This window comes from Arthrobacter sp. RCC_34 (assembly GCF_041360795.1).
Classification (GTDB): Bacteria; Actinomycetota; Actinomycetes; order Actinomycetales; family Micrococcaceae; genus Arthrobacter_E.
This window is the reverse complement of sequence record NZ_JBFUPW010000004.1, coordinates 23,562-38,225: the sequence shown is the minus strand read 5'-3', so window position 1 is coordinate 38,225 and position 14,664 is coordinate 23,562. Positions and strand designations below refer to the sequence as shown.

The window sequence follows — 14,664 nt, the reverse complement described above, 5'->3', positions numbered from 1 at the left end:
CTTTGTGTCTGGTGGCGTGACAGCTTCCTTTGGAAGGATGGCGCCATGAGCGCAAACCCAGATCTCACTTTCAACGATGGCAACACCATCCCCCAGCTCGGCTACGGCGTGTGGCAGGTGGCCGACGACGTCGCGGAGACCGTGGTCGGCCAGGCCTTCGACGCCGGTTACCGCCACATCGACACCGCCAAGATCTACGGCAACGAGGCGGGAGTGGGCCGCGCGATCGCGGCGTCCGGCCTGGACCCCAAGGACCTCTTCATCACCACCAAGCTGTGGAACTCCGACCAGGGCTACGAGAAGACCCTCGCGGCCTTCGAGGAGTCCCTGGACCGCCTCGGCCTGGATCACCTCGATCTGTACCTGATCCACTGGCTGCAGCCGCAGCGCGGCACCTACGTGGACACCTGGAAGGCCCTGGTCGAGCTGCAGAAGCGCGGCCACGTGACGTCCATCGGCGTCTGCAACTTCACCGCTGAGGCCATCGATGAGCTCATCGAGGCCACGGGCGTGGTGCCCGCGATCCACCAGATCGAACTGCACCCGTACTTCAATCAGTCCGCACTGCGCGAGTACAACGCGGGCAAGGGCATTCTCACCCAGGCCTGGTCCCCGCTGGGTCAGGGCGGCGAGCTGCTGAGCGACCCCGAGGTGGTCCGCATCGCCGAGAAGCACGGCGCCACTCCGGCCCAGGTCGTCATCGCCTGGCACCTGGCCATCGGCAACGTCGTCATCCCCAAGTCCGTCACGCAGAGCCGGATCGTGGAGAACCTCGCGGCGCTGGATGTGACGCTGGATGACGAGGACATCACGGCGCTGAGCAGCCTGGACCGCGGCGCCGAAGGCCGCATCGGTCCCGACCCGGCGGTATCCGACTTCGCCTGATCGGTGATCCGACCGACCGGTCCCGTCCTGCCCTGACCGAAGGGTCAGGGAACGGCGAAGGCCCCCAGGAACTCCTGGGGGCCTTCGCCGTGTCCGAGCTTCCTATCAGAATCGAACTGATGACCTTTTCATTACGAGTGAAACGCAGGAACTGCATTTCAAAGGAAGAAAACATGAGAGAAGGACACGGCTGAGGCGACGGAGAAGTAGCGGGTCAGCTCTAGTGGGGCCCTGCTAGCGCACTGTTTAGCTATCCCGCGCTGTGATCCATCTCGTGGTCGGACAGGCCACCGTACAAAGGCTTTGCCGCGCTCGCGTGGCCAGCAATCCGCTGGACGCTTACTACCTTCCCCAGACTGATTGCAAAGCGTATGGCCGGGTGTTGGAGGTCCTGGACGGGCGGCCTCGGGAAAGTCGGATCATCTGCGGCCGCACGAGCACCGGCTGGTGCGTAGCGACTTCGTCTCCAGGGAAGTTAGTCAGTGCGGACCCGCACCCGTCACCAAAGCGACTTCGAGATGGAAACTACAACTTGGCACGCGATTTCAGATGCGCCCAACCGCCGGGAAAGGCACAATCCTGCTCGTGCCGCCTTTGGCTAGGCCTGGGACACGTTGGTCCCCTGCTTCTGAGCAAGTCCTGCGAACCGCTATGGCAGGCTTGGGGGTTTAGCTCCAGATCATGGTGGGTGAGGGCTGTAATCTCACCCACCTGCAAACCGCAAGTGTCGGGTAGCGTCACGAGAAACTCGCAGTTTCTGCACTCGTCTGCCTGAGTCGTCAACCACGACATTGTGAGACGCACATGCTCACGCTGCATTTGACGCGCTGGAATGTAGTCCGTTTCGCCGACAGGATGTCTCACAGGGCTGTACTCGGATCTTCAATTTCCGAATTCTTGTCGGCGACTGCCGCCGCACCGGAGCGTAAGCTCCATAGCGCTGCAGAAGCGCAAAGGAACCCCAATTTAGAGTAGCCAGTCTCAGCCTGCCGCCCGGGACCAGGGACGTGTGTCGGACTGCGGGCAAACCCTCTGCTTTCCTGTGTCCGTCCAGGGCCTCACTTTTGACTTTGGGGGACGAATCCGCCACCAGCGGGACGCCAGCAGCGACCATAGGGCGCCAGCTAGAGCCAGGGTGTCACTGGATGGCTCCTGCATGCCGTGACCACTCAAGTTGTCGTAGGTCGGAAAGCGCGGACCGCCCCGAACAAGTAATTCGGGACTGTCCCTGCCAACTTCAGCGTCCAAGACTTCGCCAGTGTGGTAGAATTTTTAGACCTGTTGGGAGCGAGCACTAAGGATGCCGTCGATTCACGATCGATCGTTCCGCGGAACGGGGAGATCCGGGTTCGAGTCCCGCGCGAGTTCGTCTCGTAGCTTAAATGGCCAGAGTCCATGTGACTTGGGTCAGTGGTAAAGCCCTCGCTTTAAATTGGATACTGTTGATAACAATTAAAGTGCGGCCCGCATGTCCGGGCCGCACTTTTGTTTATATGACTGCCTGTATTTCTGCCTTTGTGAAGCGGAGGGGTGCATAGTACATACGCGCGTATCCGGTGAGGTTCTTGAGGCGTTGCTGAGGATTGCCCTTCGGGGGGTTTGACGCTATCCAATCCGCCTTCAACATCTCAAGCCACCTCCCTCGTCGCAGGGTCGTTTGCAGAACGATGTTTGCTGCATCGGCAAGACGTTTGGTCACTGCAAGGCAGCAGATAAGCTCAGGTAAGCCCAGACGGACTTCGTTTCCGACTGTGAAGTGCGGTGCCGCTTCGCCCGTGATTTGCTTCCACATGGCGATGGCAGGGGCGGATAGGCCTGAGACTTGGTTCTGAAGGGCCGTATTCGCGCGTCCTCCGTTGTGAATGTGCGCGTTCCGCATTATGCGAATTAGGTGGAACAGTTCCGTAACCTCGCCGGGGAACCGTGCGCCAGTCGCTCGTTCAAACTTCGAGTGCATATTGCTTGCCTTGGCGTTGCTGAGATCCGGCACCCGTGTGTTGGGCTCCGCGTTTATCAGCTTCAACATCCCGACAACTAGGTCCTCATGGAGTCCTATCACGAAGGGGACCGCCATAATACCCAGCAAGGGCTCAGCGTCGGACAAGACGGCGCGAGCCTTGTCTGTCAGGTGATCGAACCTGCGGACGTGTTCAACTGTCGGAAACATCTTTGATAGCGTGACCGCGGACCCAGCCGTCAGCTCTAGAGTCGCAGCTGCCAACTTGGATCCCACGAGCAGGCCCATCATAGTGTCGTTCGCTTGAACGCGTTGATGCTCGTGGATGCGGTAGCTAAGGTAGCTGACTGTCCTCATGATTCCTTTTCTAGGAAGCTGTACGGGGAATCGGCTCCCAGGTTCACTCGAAATGCTGGGTTCGCGTTAATCTCTGGCATCGAACAATTCTACATAAGTAGCGGGAAGTCGGGCCGGTCCGCGCTGTCGTCTGTGGTGCATGAGCGTGCCAGCCCGAAGGACACACGAATATATACGTCCGCGTAAACTCCCCGTGGACGGGCAGGCAGTTCCGAGGTGGCCCTTGATGCCGGTACTTCCCAAGGGCGATATCATCAACGCACCGCCGCCGGAGAGTCAGTGGGAATTTGCCGGCCGTACTTGCGGCGTTCCATTCGATTTCGTCGAATATCAGGCGAGCGAATAGATGGCAACGAAAGCAACGTGCGCGCAGCTGGGAAGGTTCTTGGCGATCGAAAAACCGAGTTTACGGACAGCCCGATTAGGGACGCCGGGCGCCATATCGACGCTGACAGCAAGCGGTCTCTGTTGCTCGTGATCCTGGTATGTCTAGAGATGGCCCCGCAGGCGCTTGATTGCTCTGTCGGAATACTGGCCTTAGTCAGCCTGATCGTCGATCTGCACGTCATCGATAGTGGCGTTCCAGACGACGGTCGGATGTACGATTCTTGTCCCTCCGATTTTCTCGCCATAGGGGAACCGCTTGTCTCGGGACATGAAGTATTCGGCTTCATAGCGAAGAGCAGTTGCAAGGTGCGTAGCATCTGCACCCCTGAGGAGGTGCTTCTTCGCGAGGGTTCGAGCGTCAATAGCGATACTCACGTCCACCTCAACCCAGTGAATCTTCGACTGTCGCAGGAAGCGATCGAGCATAGCGTCTTGGCTGACTTCTTTCATCCCGCCGTTGTACCCACTTAGTTCTGCGAGCAGTAGCGTGGATGCGACGAGCTGTATGTCCCCTCGGTCCATCGCAAGTAGGACCTTCAGGCCTTCTTTCCAGAGGCCGGGCTCTTGTTTGATGACGCTGATAATGGGGCAGGTGTCTAGGTATACGCGAGTAGCAGGGGGCTTAGCGGCCACGAGTCACCTCCATGTACTCCTCGGTTGATAGAGGTCCGGTGAAACCCGGGCTAGAACCTAAGAGAGTCCAAGGGGATAGTCCTGGCTCAGCATGACGCTCTTCGAGCACAGTTAGCCCAAGACTGATCACCTGGCCACGGCCGTTCCTCTTCAACTGCCCGTGCGCCACTACCTCTTGCCCCCAACATTCCTTCAACTTTGCAACATGTTCTGGCGATGCCTGAATCATTACTGCTCTGCGTTCCATAGGGACGTAGACCTGTGCTCGAACACCATGCCGGTGGCGGCTGTCCAAGACGTCTAGGATTCCGGTGACGCTGCCCCAACTCGTCCTCGAACCTTTGACGGCGTCGTGGGCGTTCTTTGCCGTGACCTCTGTCAGAACTGTTTCACTGCGACTGCCGTTTACACTTGTGACCTGGATAGCCTCCACGCGTCCTCTGGAAATCGAACTGCTCACTCGCTCAACACGACGTACCGTGGAGGCTGTGAATAATTGAGGTATCTCAGGTGTGGTGCCGAGCCCATTGAGGCCAGAGACCAAACCTCGAGCCGTGGAACTGACCGTTTCCATATCTAATGACGGGGGCATGATGACCGGCGCCAGCCATGCGTGTATCGACGCCGATCCGCTAACTTGGGCGATTCCCCACTCCACGCGCGCGTTCTTTCCGGGACGTATGGTCCTGTCGATTTCGTCCAAGGACCACGACAACTGATTCAGGATTGTGGCGAAGATGGGGACGGGCACCCTTTTGGTGGTATCGATGATGACTTCGATGGCCGTGTCGGTGGTCGGCCGTTCCAGTGTGATTGTCATCTCTTCACCCCCTATCCCTAGTAAAACACGAAAGCGGGGCTCAGCACTCGCAAGTGCAAGTGAGCGGACGGGAGTGCGCGGATCAACGGGTTTTGTCCGAAGGTCCGGACTCAGCTTGAATAGCCAGATGAACATAGCCTCTCCCCGCTGGGCGAACCTTGTCGTCGAAACGCAGTTCGCTACAGAACTGACTCTGACTGGGCTTCGGAGACTGTGTTCTGTCCCTACAGACCCTGCACTGACTCAGCGGGGCAGCGGCAATCTGGACTACGCGCTTCATGTAGGGATGTACTCGTACTCCTCAGGCCTGGAGCGCCTCTGCAAGCTAGCGATTGCCTGCAACGCGTACGCGGCAACGGGCACCTTCCCCGGACTTCGCGGGTACTCGCACAAAATCGAGAAACTGCTTGATGCTGTTGAGGCTCTAACTCCAACTGGCCCCGGTGCTTCGATGCATAAGGCAGAGTATCTTATCCGCCCGGTGGATCGCCTTGACCCCGACCTTACGAAGACCGTAGAGCGGTTCGCAGGTGGTGCCGGAAGGTACGAGCACCTTGACTCGCTGTGGAACGACGACACAGAAGTCTCCACCTACATCAAGTGGTCTGCGCTGGCTGCAAAGGTTTCAGTCTCCGAGAGAGTTCGCGGGCTAATCTCGATTAAGAGGGCAGCTGCGGACGCAATCAAAACGGACCTCATCGATGACGGACTTGGAGCGGCTGCGCAAGGGCCGTTGGACGACCTGGCGATTCCGACGTTCGAGCCCTCGGTCGGGGTGGCGTTGAGTTTGTTCCGCAAGGTCAGATGGGTATCGACGATCCTAGACGTTGCTACTTACTACACCGGCAAGGGACTCCCAATCCTCAGAGAGGTGATCTCACCAGCCTTCATCCAATCGTCAGAGGACTTCTTCAAGTATCGAATCGCTCGGATCTCAGACGAGGAAGTGGTCGTCGAGGAGTTGCAGACGGCATTTGAGAAAATGAGGAAGCGCGAGTCAACAATGGGCGATGAGGACTTCGAAGAAAACGCCAGCGATACGTGATGAGTGCCTGCCTGCCGTCCATGCAGCCCGGTGGCACGAGGCCAAGGGATGTCCAGCGCGAGACTGTACCCCCGTAGGGATGCCCTTCAACTGCCCCAGAGTCGTGCGAAAATGGCACGCAGCCATCCTAGAGGTTTGGTCTGGTCACGAGGGCGTCCGACGCGTAGCTAGGGGTCGACTTCGGGCCGAACAGGCGCGGAGTCAGGAAGGCGGTCGGGGCAAATTCCGTGGACGAAATGCGCAACGCGGCCCGCGAGCCAGGACGGGTGCGGGAGAAGGTGTGGATTCGCATCACCGCCCGGCATCGAGCGACGGATTAGGGGTGGTCTGTGCCAGGTCAGGAAAAGTGACGGAGAGCCTGGGACCCGACGTAGTTGCGTATACAAAGAGCCCTCTGGCAACATTCCGGCGAAGGCCCCCAGGAATTCCTGGGGGCCTTCGCCGTGTCCGAGCTTCCTATCAGAATCGAACTGATGACCTTTTCATTACGAGTGAAACGCTCTACCGACTGAGCTAAGGAAGCACATGCCGCGCCTGGCCTGCTGGCCTGACCGCACAGGAAACAAGTTTAGGGTGCACTCCGGCCGTGGGTCAAAACGGCCCCGGGCAGGGCCTTTATCCGGGCGCGGTCGCCTGTTCATGTCCCGGTCCTGCACGGTTCAGCTGGCCGTCGCCCGCGCGCGGGAACCTGTAGCTCACGGCGCCATGGGGGGCACGTGCTGCCGCGCGGCCGGACCCGTGTGGCGAGGACCAGCAGAGGAGCGCACACGATGACCGTGAACCCGGTAGCCGGACGGACCACCGCCCAGGACATCACCGGCCGGGCGAGCTGCCTGAGGCTCGCCGTGGTCGACATGTCCGGCACCACCGTCACCGACGGGGGACTCATCGACGAGGCCCTGCGTGACGCGTTCCTGGATGCCGGGGAGGACCCGGACGGCCAGCGGTTCGGATCCATGATGGATTTCGCCCACAGTGCCATGGGGCTCTCGAAGCTCGGCGTCTTCCGGCAGCTCTACGAGGGTGAGCCGGAGCGTGCTCTGCTGGCCAACGCCGTCTTCGAGAAGTCCTACGACCGGCTCGTGGCCCGCGGGGGCGTCCAGGCCATCCCCGGAGCCCGGGAGACCATGGAGTGGCTCCGTGAGGCGGGGATGCAGCTCTGCCTGGTCACCGGATTCGGCCGCCACACGCAGAACACCATCCTGGAATCGCTCGGCTGGATGGGCCTCGCCGACCTGAGCCTGTGCCCGGAGGACGCCGGTCGCGGACGGCCCCACCCCGACATGATCCTCACCGCGGTGCTCGCCCTCGACCTGGACGACGTCCGCGAGGTTCTCGTCGTGGGGGACACGACGGCGGACATCCAGTCCGGCCTGCGCGCCGGCGCCGGGCTCGTCACCGGCGTGCTGAGCGGCGCCCACTCCGAATTCGCCCTGCGTGCAGCCGGGGCCGATGCCGTGGTTCCTTCGATCCGCGACATCCCCGGCCTCCTGCGGGAGGGGAGCCGGCCGCTCCTCGGCGGACGCCAGCTCTGAGGACTGAGGACGCTCGAGGCGTCCCCAGGACAGCGAAAGGCCCCGGCGGGATCCGCAGGGGCCGTTTCACTTTCGCACGCCTTTCCGCTCACGCACGCAGGCGCTCACTCACGGTGCGCGGGGGCTCAGGTGCAGCGCAGACCGTCGTCCGGCGTCGTGCCCTTCACGAAGTAGCTGTCCACCGCCTTGGTGATGCAGTCGCCCGCGCGGCCGTAGGCGGTGTGGCCCTCGCCCTCCCACGTGACCAGGGAGGCGTTGCCCAGCTGCTTGCGCAGATTCCCGGCCCATTCGTACGGGGTGGCCGGATCGCCGGTGGTGCCGATGACCACGATCGGCGCCTTGCCGCTGTACGACGCCGGGGCCACCTTGCGGATGCCGGTGGTCTTGAGGCCTTCGCAGGAGATGCCGCCGTAGGCCATGTACTTGCCGAGTGTGGGCGAGACCTTCTGGAGTTCCTGGGCCTCCTTGCGCATATCGCTCTCCGAGGAGTCCGGCGTGTAATCCAGGCAGTTGATCGCGTTGAAGGCGAAAGAGCTGTTGGACGTGTACTTGCCCTGTGAATCCCGGTCCGCGCCGAAGTCCGCGAGCTGCATCATGGGCGATGGGTCTCCCACGAGCGCCTGGGCGAGGGCCTGCCGCAGGGTGGGCCAGCTCGAACTGCTGTAGAGCGGGACGATCAGGCCGGAGACGAAGCTGTTCACCGTCACGGGACGGCCGTCATTGGCCGACGGCGGGCTCTTCTCGTATTCGGCCAGGAGCTTCTGGATGCGGGCGATCCCGGCGTCGACGCCGTCACTGAGCGGGCAGCCGGAGTTGCGCTGACACCATTCGACGAACACCCGGAGGCTCCGTTCGAAGGCCTTCGCCTGGCCCACGGTCAGCTGCGACTGGGTCAGGGTCGCGTCCAGTGCGCCGTCCAGGACCATCCGGCCGACGCGGTTCGGGAACAGCGTGGCGTAGGTCGATCCGAGGAACGTCCCGTAGGAGTAGCCGAGGTAGTTGAGCTTGTCATTGCGGAGCGCGGCCCGCAGGATGTCCAGATCCTTGGCGGCACTCGCGGTGTCCACATGGGACAGGACGGGGCCGGTCTTCTGCTGGCACGCCTCGTTGGTGTCGCGCTGCTCCTGGACGGCCAGGGCCAGCCCGTCCGCGGTGGACGGGTCGAAATACTCGGCACGCTGCGCGTCCCGTTCCTGGTCCGTGAGGCAGGTGACCGGTGCGGAGCGCTTGACGCCGCGCGGATCGAAACCGACCAGATCGAAATTCGAGCGCATCTCATCGCTGAGGATCCACTGCGCGGACTCATTGACGAAGTCGTAGCCGGACCCGCCCGGGCCACCGGGATTGATGAAGAGCGACCCCTGGGACTTCCCGGTGGCGGCGATCTTGATCAGCGCGATCTCGATGCTCCCCTTGCCCGGGTTGTCGTAATCGGTGGGGACCTTGACCGAGGCGCAGTTCGCATCGTGCTCGCAGGACGTCCAGCTGACCTTCTGGCCGTAGAAGTCCTTCAGCTCGGCCGGAGCGCCATCGCTCAGGCCTTCCTGCTGGCTGCCGGCAGCGGGTGCCTTGGAACCCTTCTCCGGAGCCGGGATGGTCACGCAGCCGCTCAGGCTCAGTGCCAGCACGGCCACGGAGGCGACGACGGCGGCGAACAGCCCGGTGCGCGCCCGTCCCGTCCGCGGGTTCCGCCCCGTGCTCGTCGCAGTGCCCTTCACGCTCTGCCTCATCCTCGTCCACCTTCCGAACTGTCGTGGTTCGCCGTGTCGTCTCCGCGGGCCGGTCCACTCCGGCCGCAGTTCTGTCTGTGAATCGTTTCCTGGTCCCGATACCCGGTTCGCGCCGGTCTCAGACCAGCCCCGCAGCCATGCCTTCCAAGGCCAGCAACGGGGCCACATTGCTGGTGACCAGGCGCCGCCGGGTGAGGTTGATGGCATCGATCCTCGCCAGGGTCTCCTCCGGCGTCCCGTCGGCTGCGAAGGCCTCGATGTCCGCCCGGATCTCCTCGTTCACGAGTGACCCGGTGGCGCCCACTTGCAGGATGAGGACGTCCCGGTAGAAGGAGAGGAGGTCGGTCAGGGTCCGGTCCAGCGAGTCGGTCACCGACCGCTTTCCGCGCCGTTTCTGGTCCTCCTCGAGGCGCTTGAGCTGGCTGCGCAGGGCAGGCGGCACGGTGGCGCCCTCCTCGAGTCCCAGCGATCCCAGGAGCGCGGCGCGTTCGGTGGCGTCACGCTCGGCGTTCGAGCTGTCCGCTTCGGCGGTCGCGATGGACATGAGCCGTTCCGCCATGAGCACCGCGGAGGTGATGCCTTTCAGGGCGAGGGGGAACCGGACGGTTTCCAGGCGCCGCTGCCGGGCGTCGGCGTCGCGGGCCAGACGCCGGGCGATCCCGACGTGGCTCTGCGCCATCCGCGCCGCGCTGGCCGCGAGAGCCGGGTCCACGCCGTCGCGCGCCACGAGCAGTGCGGCGACGTCGTCCACCGCGGGCAGGCGCAGACCCACGCCGCGGCAACGGGACCGGATCGTGACCAGCACGTCTGCGGGGGAGGGGGCGCAGAGCATCCAGACGGTGCGTGCGGTGGGTTCCTCGATGGCTTTGAGCAGCACGTTCGTGGTCCGCTCGGCCATGCGGTCCGCGTCCTCCACGATGATGATGCGCCAGCGGCCGGACGCCGGGTGGTTGCCTGCGGTCGAGACCAGTTCCCGGGCCTCGTCGATGGTGATCGTGACCTTCTCGGTGCGGACGTGCTGCACATCCGGGTGCGTTTCGCCGAGAATCGTCCGGCAGGCGTGGCACTGGCCGCAGCCGCGCTGGGCGGGGTCGGGCTGTTCGCAGTTCAACGCCGCGGCGAAGGCCGTGGCCGCGTTGGATCTGCCCGAGCCGGGCGGGCCGGTGAAAAGCCAGGCGTGGGTCATCCCGTCGCCCGCGGCCGCCCGGCGGAGCTGGGTGACCACGGCGTCCTGGCCGCGGAGTTCGTCGAAGACCGTCACGCGCCTGCTCCCGGCGAACCCGGGCCGGCGCCCGTCGCGACGGCGGACGCGGCGCCATGAGCCGAGAGGACCTGCTCCACCCGTTCCAGGATCAGGCCGGCGATCACCTGAACGTCCTGACGGGCGTCGATGACCAGATAGCGCTCGGGGGCGGCGGCCGCTGCTTCCAGGTAGGCGTTGCGGACCTGGGCATGGAAGGAGTCCGGTTCGGATTCGAGCCGGTCCTCGCCGCCGGGGGCCCGGCGGGCACGTCCTTCGACGGGATCCACGTCCAGCACCACGGTGAAGTCGGGCCACAGGGAGCCGGTGGCCCAGGCATTGAGATCCCGGACCTCCTGGGTTCCGAGCCCGCGCCCGATGCCCTGATAAGCGACCGAGGAGTCGATGTACCGGTCCGTGATGACGGCCTCGCCGCGGGCCAGGGCGGGGCGGATGAGCTGTTCCACGTGTGCCGCGCGGGCCGCCGCGTACATGAGGGCCTCGGTGCGGGGATCGATCTCGCCGTGCCCGTGGTCCAGGACGAGGGACCGGAGTTTCTCACCGATCTCGGTGCCGCCGGGTTCCCGGGTCTGGACGACTACCATGCCGCGTCCCCGCAGTGCCTCGGCCAGCAGCCGGCTCTGCGTGGACTTCCCGGCGCCGTCGCCGCCTTCAAAGGCGATGAACAGGCCGGTTCCGTTTGCGCTGGTAGTCACCCTCACAGCCTAGCGGGCCAAGCTGGGTGCAGGCGGAGAGTCCGCGCTGCTGTGGATGACCGGCGATCCCGTTGCCCACATGACGGGATCCCCTTGCCTGCGATGCCGGAATGCGCCGTAACGTGAGGTCCATGCACGAATCCCTGGACCTCAGCCCCGACTCACTCGTGGTGGCCGCCGGCCGTCCGGACCGGGAGCGGGACGCCCCCGTGAACCCGTCCGTGGTGCTCTCCTCCACCTTCATCGGCACGGGACCGCTCGGCGCCGGGGACCGCGGCTACGGGCGGTATGCGAATCCCACCTGGGAGGCGTTCGAGGACGTCCTGGGCCGGCTGGAAGGGTCTGCCGAGCCGGCGCTGCTCTTCTCCTCGGGTCTGGCGGCCGTGAGCGCGGCGCTGTCCCTTGTGCCGCTCGGCGGGGTCGTCGTGATGCCGGGGCACTCCTATGCAGGCACCGTGCAGATGGCCACCGAGCTCGCGGAGAAAGGGCTCTTCACTCTGAGGCTCGTGGACATCGCCGACACGGACGCCGTCCTGACGGCGTTGACAGCCGAAGACCGCGCGGCCGATCTGCTCTGGCTGGAGAGCCCGACCAATCCGATGCTCGGGGTCGCCGATCTTCCCGTCCTCATCGCCGAGGGCCGGAAGGCGGGCGCGCTCGTGGTCGTGGACAACACGTTCTGCACCCCCTTGGTCCAGCAGCCGTTGCTTCTGGGCGCGGACCTGGTGCTGCACTCGGTCACGAAGTACCTCGCGGGCCATTCGGACGTGGTGCTCGGTGCGCTAGTCGCCCGGGAGTCGAGTCTGCGGGACACCCTCCTGCATCACCGCGCGCTCCACGGGTCCATCGCCGGGCCTTGGGAGGCCTGGCTCGCACTGCGGGGTCTTCGGACTCTTGCGCTCAGGGTGGAGCGCTCGCAGGCCAGCGCGCAGATCCTCGCGGAGCGGCTCGCCGCGCACCCGGCCGTGGAGCGTGTCCGATTCCCCGGGCTGCCCCAGGATCCCGGCCACGAACGGGCCGCGGCCCAGCTGAAGGGTTTCGGTTCCATCCTGGCCATCGAGGTGGGGCCGTCCGGCGGCCGCAGCGGCGCCGAGAACGCTGACGCTCTCGTGCGGGCCTTGCGGCTCTGGGTGCCCGCGACCTCCCTGGGCGGTGTCGAGTCACTCATCGAACGACGACGGCGCCACGTCGCCGAGCCTGTCAGCGTCCCGGACAACCTCGTGCGGCTGAGCGTCGGGATCGAAAGCGTGGAGGACCTCTGGGCGGATCTGTCGCAGGCGCTCGACGCGCTGCCGGGCCACGGAGGATAGGCTGGAGCCGTGAGCGGACAGATGCTGATCTCCTTTGCCACCATGGCCGTCTACTTCGTGATGGGCCTGGTGGCCTTCGGGCTGGAGGCCTGGGCGTTCGTCGACGCCCTGATCCGGAAGCCCGGGGACTTCGAGGCCGCCATGAAGCGCAGCAAGGGATTCTGGCTCGCGGTCACCGGGGCGGCCGCCGCGGTCGGCCTGCTGTCCGTCCTGTCCAGATCGGGTGGTCTGGGCCTGTTCGCGCTCGTCGCCGTGACGGCGTCCTGCGTCTACTTGGCTGATGTCCGGCCCGCCATCAAGGATCTCCGCAGCGGGGGCTACAACAGCTGGTGAACAGATGGTGAGCCTGGCCTGAGGCCGAGGGCTTCACGCCCCGGGCGCCACGGCCGCCCAGGCGACGGACAGCTCGCCCAGGCGGAAGCGGTGGGGGCCGTCGAGCACGGGCCAGCCGGTGTCCCGCAGGACTTCGCACATTCTCATCCAGCGTTGCCGTTTCCCGAAGCTCGCCAGAGGGGCCGCGGCCAGCCAGGCCTGGTCCGCGGCATTCAGGAAGGCGTGGATGCGTTCGCCGGGAACGTTCCGGTGGATGAGAGCCTTGGGCAGGCGCTCCGCCGTCTGGGACGGCAGCTCCAGCGAGCCGAAGTGCACCGAGAGGTGGAGGCTGAGGGGACCGTCGCCGTCGAGCGCCACCCAGAAGGCGGTCCTGCCCAGTTCATCGCACGTCCCCTCCACCACGAGCCCGCCCGGGGCCAGCCGGGAACGCAGGGTGTCCCAGATGGCCGCGACATCGCCCTCGTCGTATTGCCTCAGGACGTTGAAAGCCCGCACCAGCACCGGCCGCTCGTCCACCGGAAGCTCGAATCCACCCAGCCGGAAGTCCAGACCCAGCCTGGCCTCCTCCAGGGCCCGGGCCACCCGGCCCGGCTCGATCTCCACCCCGGTGAGCCGGAAGCCGGGATCCACGGTGCGGAGCCTCTCGAACAGTTCGATCGCGGTGCGCGGGCTCGCCCCATACCCCAGATCGACTGCCAGTGGCCGGTCGGCGTCCCGGAACCGCCAGGCCTGCGTGCCGGTGATCCACCGGTCGACGCGGCGCATGCGGTTGGGGTTGGTGGTCCCGCGGGTGACATTGCCCAGGGGTCTCCCAGTCCTGCCCGCGGCGCGGCCGGGGGCGCGGAGACGTTCGGATTTCTGGACCACCGTCCCATGGTAGGCGCGGTCACGGACGGTGACGTTAAGACGCAAACGACCGGGGGCCTCCGCGGCTGGCTAGGATTGAAGCATGACGTACACCTTGATCCTGCTGCGCCATGGTCACAGCGAATGGAATGCCAAGAACCTCTTCACCGGTTGGGTGGATGTGGACCTCAACGATCAGGGCCGTGCCGAGGCCGCCCGCGGCGGTGAGCTGCTCGTGGAGAACGACGTCCTGCCGGACGTGCTCTACACCTCACGCCTCAAGCGGGCCATCAACACGGCGAACATCGCCCTGGCGAAGGCCGACCGCGGCTGGATCGACGTCAAGCGCGACTGGCGCCTGAACGAGCGTCACTACGGCGCACTCCAGGGCAAGGACAAGGCCCAGACCCTCGCCGAGTTCGGCGAGGAGCAGTTCATGGAGTGGCGCCGCAGCTACGACACCCCGCCGCCGCCCCTGGCCGACGACTCCGAGTTCTCCCAGGTGGGCGACCCGCGCTACGCCGATCTGGGCGATGCCGTGCCCCGCACCGAGTGCCTCAAGGACGTCCTGGTCCGCCTCCTGCCGTACTGGGAGTCCGACATCAAGGAAGACCTCAAGGCCGGCAAGACCGTCCTGGTCACCGCGCACGGCAACTCGCTGCGTGCGCTCGTGAAGCACCTGGACGGCATCTCGGATGACGACATCGCCGGTCTGAACATCCCCACGGGCATCCCGCTCGTCTACGAACTGGACGAGAACTTCGCCCCTCTGAACCCGGGCGGCCGTTACCTGGATCCCGAGGCCGCCGCGGCCTCGATCCAGGCCGTCGCGAACCAGGGCAAAAAATAGCCCCAGCCTCCGCGAGCCGC

The 14,664-nt window shown here is 64.8% G+C and carries 12 protein-coding genes and 1 tRNA gene; 6 read left to right on the top strand and 7 right to left on the bottom strand.

Annotation, left to right across the window (positions count from 1 at the left end):
• Nucleotides 1-45: 45 nt before the first annotated feature.
• On the top strand, nt 46-885 hold the full coding sequence (locus tag AB6732_RS14535; protein WP_370960619.1) for an aldo/keto reductase: 840 nt from the start codon (nt 46-48) through the stop codon (nt 883-885).
• 1,489 nt (nt 886-2,374) lie between these two features.
• On the opposite strand, the gene AB6732_RS14530 is transcribed toward AB6732_RS14535, so the two are convergent.
• A complete protein-coding gene (locus tag AB6732_RS14530) occupies nt 2,375-3,199 on the bottom strand; it encodes a hypothetical protein (protein WP_370960618.1) in 825 nt (274 codons plus the stop codon).
• A 537-nt stretch (nt 3,200-3,736) separates the two neighbouring features.
• A complete protein-coding gene (locus AB6732_RS14525; RefSeq protein WP_370960617.1) occupies nt 3,737-4,219 on the bottom strand; it encodes a type II toxin-antitoxin system VapC family toxin in 483 nt (160 codons plus the stop codon).
• A 947-nt stretch (nt 4,220-5,166) separates the two neighbouring features.
• Here AB6732_RS14525 and AB6732_RS14520 point away from each other — a divergent pair.
• Nucleotides 5,167-6,084, top strand: coding sequence for a hypothetical protein (locus AB6732_RS14520; RefSeq protein ID WP_370960616.1), 918 nt, complete (start codon nt 5,167-5,169; stop codon nt 6,082-6,084).
• 450 nt (nt 6,085-6,534) lie between these two features.
• On the opposite strand, the gene AB6732_RS14515 is transcribed toward AB6732_RS14520, so the two are convergent.
• Nucleotides 6,535-6,607, bottom strand: a tRNA-Thr gene (locus tag AB6732_RS14515).
• Between the two features lie 247 nt (nt 6,608-6,854).
• On the opposite strand from AB6732_RS14515, the gene AB6732_RS14510 reads away from it, so the two are divergent.
• Nucleotides 6,855-7,619, top strand: a complete 765-nt coding sequence (locus AB6732_RS14510; RefSeq protein ID WP_370960615.1) for an HAD-IA family hydrolase — start codon at nt 6,855-6,857, stop codon at nt 7,617-7,619.
• Between the two features lie 125 nt (nt 7,620-7,744).
• On the opposite strand, the gene AB6732_RS14505 is transcribed toward AB6732_RS14510, so the two are convergent.
• From AB6732_RS14505 to tmk, 3 genes are all read right to left on the bottom strand, one after another.
• A complete protein-coding gene (locus tag AB6732_RS14505) occupies nt 7,745-9,349 on the bottom strand; it encodes an alpha/beta hydrolase (RefSeq protein WP_370960614.1) in 1,605 nt (534 codons plus the stop codon).
• Between the two features lie 118 nt (nt 9,350-9,467).
• Complete coding sequence (locus tag AB6732_RS14500; RefSeq protein WP_370960613.1) at nt 9,468-10,610, bottom strand: DNA polymerase III subunit delta'; 1,143 nt, start codon at nt 10,608-10,610, stop codon at nt 9,468-9,470.
• Nucleotides 10,607-11,305 (bottom strand): dTMP kinase, encoded by a 699-nt coding sequence (gene tmk, locus AB6732_RS14495; RefSeq protein ID WP_370960612.1) that lies wholly within the window; start codon nt 11,303-11,305, stop codon nt 10,607-10,609. The genes AB6732_RS14500 and tmk overlap by 4 nt, the downstream gene beginning before the upstream one ends.
• A gap of 131 nt (nt 11,306-11,436) precedes the next feature.
• On the opposite strand from tmk, the gene AB6732_RS14490 reads away from it, so the two are divergent.
• Together AB6732_RS14490 and AB6732_RS14485 are read left to right on the top strand one after the other, a co-directional pair.
• Nucleotides 11,437-12,615, top strand: coding sequence for a PLP-dependent aspartate aminotransferase family protein (locus tag AB6732_RS14490; RefSeq protein ID WP_370960611.1), 1,179 nt, complete (start codon nt 11,437-11,439; stop codon nt 12,613-12,615).
• A 9-nt stretch (nt 12,616-12,624) separates the two neighbouring features.
• Nucleotides 12,625-12,948, top strand: a complete 324-nt coding sequence (locus AB6732_RS14485) for a DUF2516 family protein (RefSeq protein ID WP_370960610.1) — start codon at nt 12,625-12,627, stop codon at nt 12,946-12,948.
• Nucleotides 12,949-12,981: 33 nt separating this feature from the next.
• Here AB6732_RS14485 and AB6732_RS14480 read toward each other — a convergent pair whose 3' ends face one another.
• Complete coding sequence (locus tag AB6732_RS14480) at nt 12,982-13,815, bottom strand: class I SAM-dependent methyltransferase (RefSeq protein WP_370960609.1); 834 nt, start codon at nt 13,813-13,815, stop codon at nt 12,982-12,984.
• Nucleotides 13,816-13,897: 82 nt separating this feature from the next.
• Between AB6732_RS14480 and AB6732_RS14475 the strand changes: the two genes are divergently transcribed.
• Nucleotides 13,898-14,644 (top strand): phosphoglyceromutase, encoded by a 747-nt coding sequence (locus AB6732_RS14475; protein WP_066214970.1) that lies wholly within the window; start codon nt 13,898-13,900, stop codon nt 14,642-14,644.
• Nucleotides 14,645-14,664: the final 20 nt, after the last annotated feature.

What these genes read in the sequence shown, in the direction of transcription:
- AB6732_RS14535 (WP_370960619.1), top strand. Translation starts at nt 46, where the DNA reads ATGAGCGCAAACCCAGATCTCACTTTCAACGATGGCAACACCATCCCC.
- AB6732_RS14530 (WP_370960618.1), bottom strand. Translation starts at nt 3,199, where the DNA reads ATGAGGACAGTCAGCTACCTTAGCTACCGCATCCACGAGCATCAACGC.
- AB6732_RS14520 (WP_370960616.1), top strand. Translation starts at nt 5,167, where the DNA reads ATGAACATAGCCTCTCCCCGCTGGGCGAACCTTGTCGTCGAAACGCAG.
- AB6732_RS14510 (WP_370960615.1), top strand. Translation starts at nt 6,855, where the DNA reads ATGACCGTGAACCCGGTAGCCGGACGGACCACCGCCCAGGACATCACC.
- AB6732_RS14505 (WP_370960614.1), bottom strand. Translation starts at nt 9,349, where the DNA reads ATGAGGCAGAGCGTGAAGGGCACTGCGACGAGCACGGGGCGGAACCCG.
- AB6732_RS14490 (WP_370960611.1), top strand. Translation starts at nt 11,437, where the DNA reads ATGCACGAATCCCTGGACCTCAGCCCCGACTCACTCGTGGTGGCCGCC.
- AB6732_RS14475 (WP_066214970.1), top strand. Translation starts at nt 13,898, where the DNA reads ATGACGTACACCTTGATCCTGCTGCGCCATGGTCACAGCGAATGGAAT.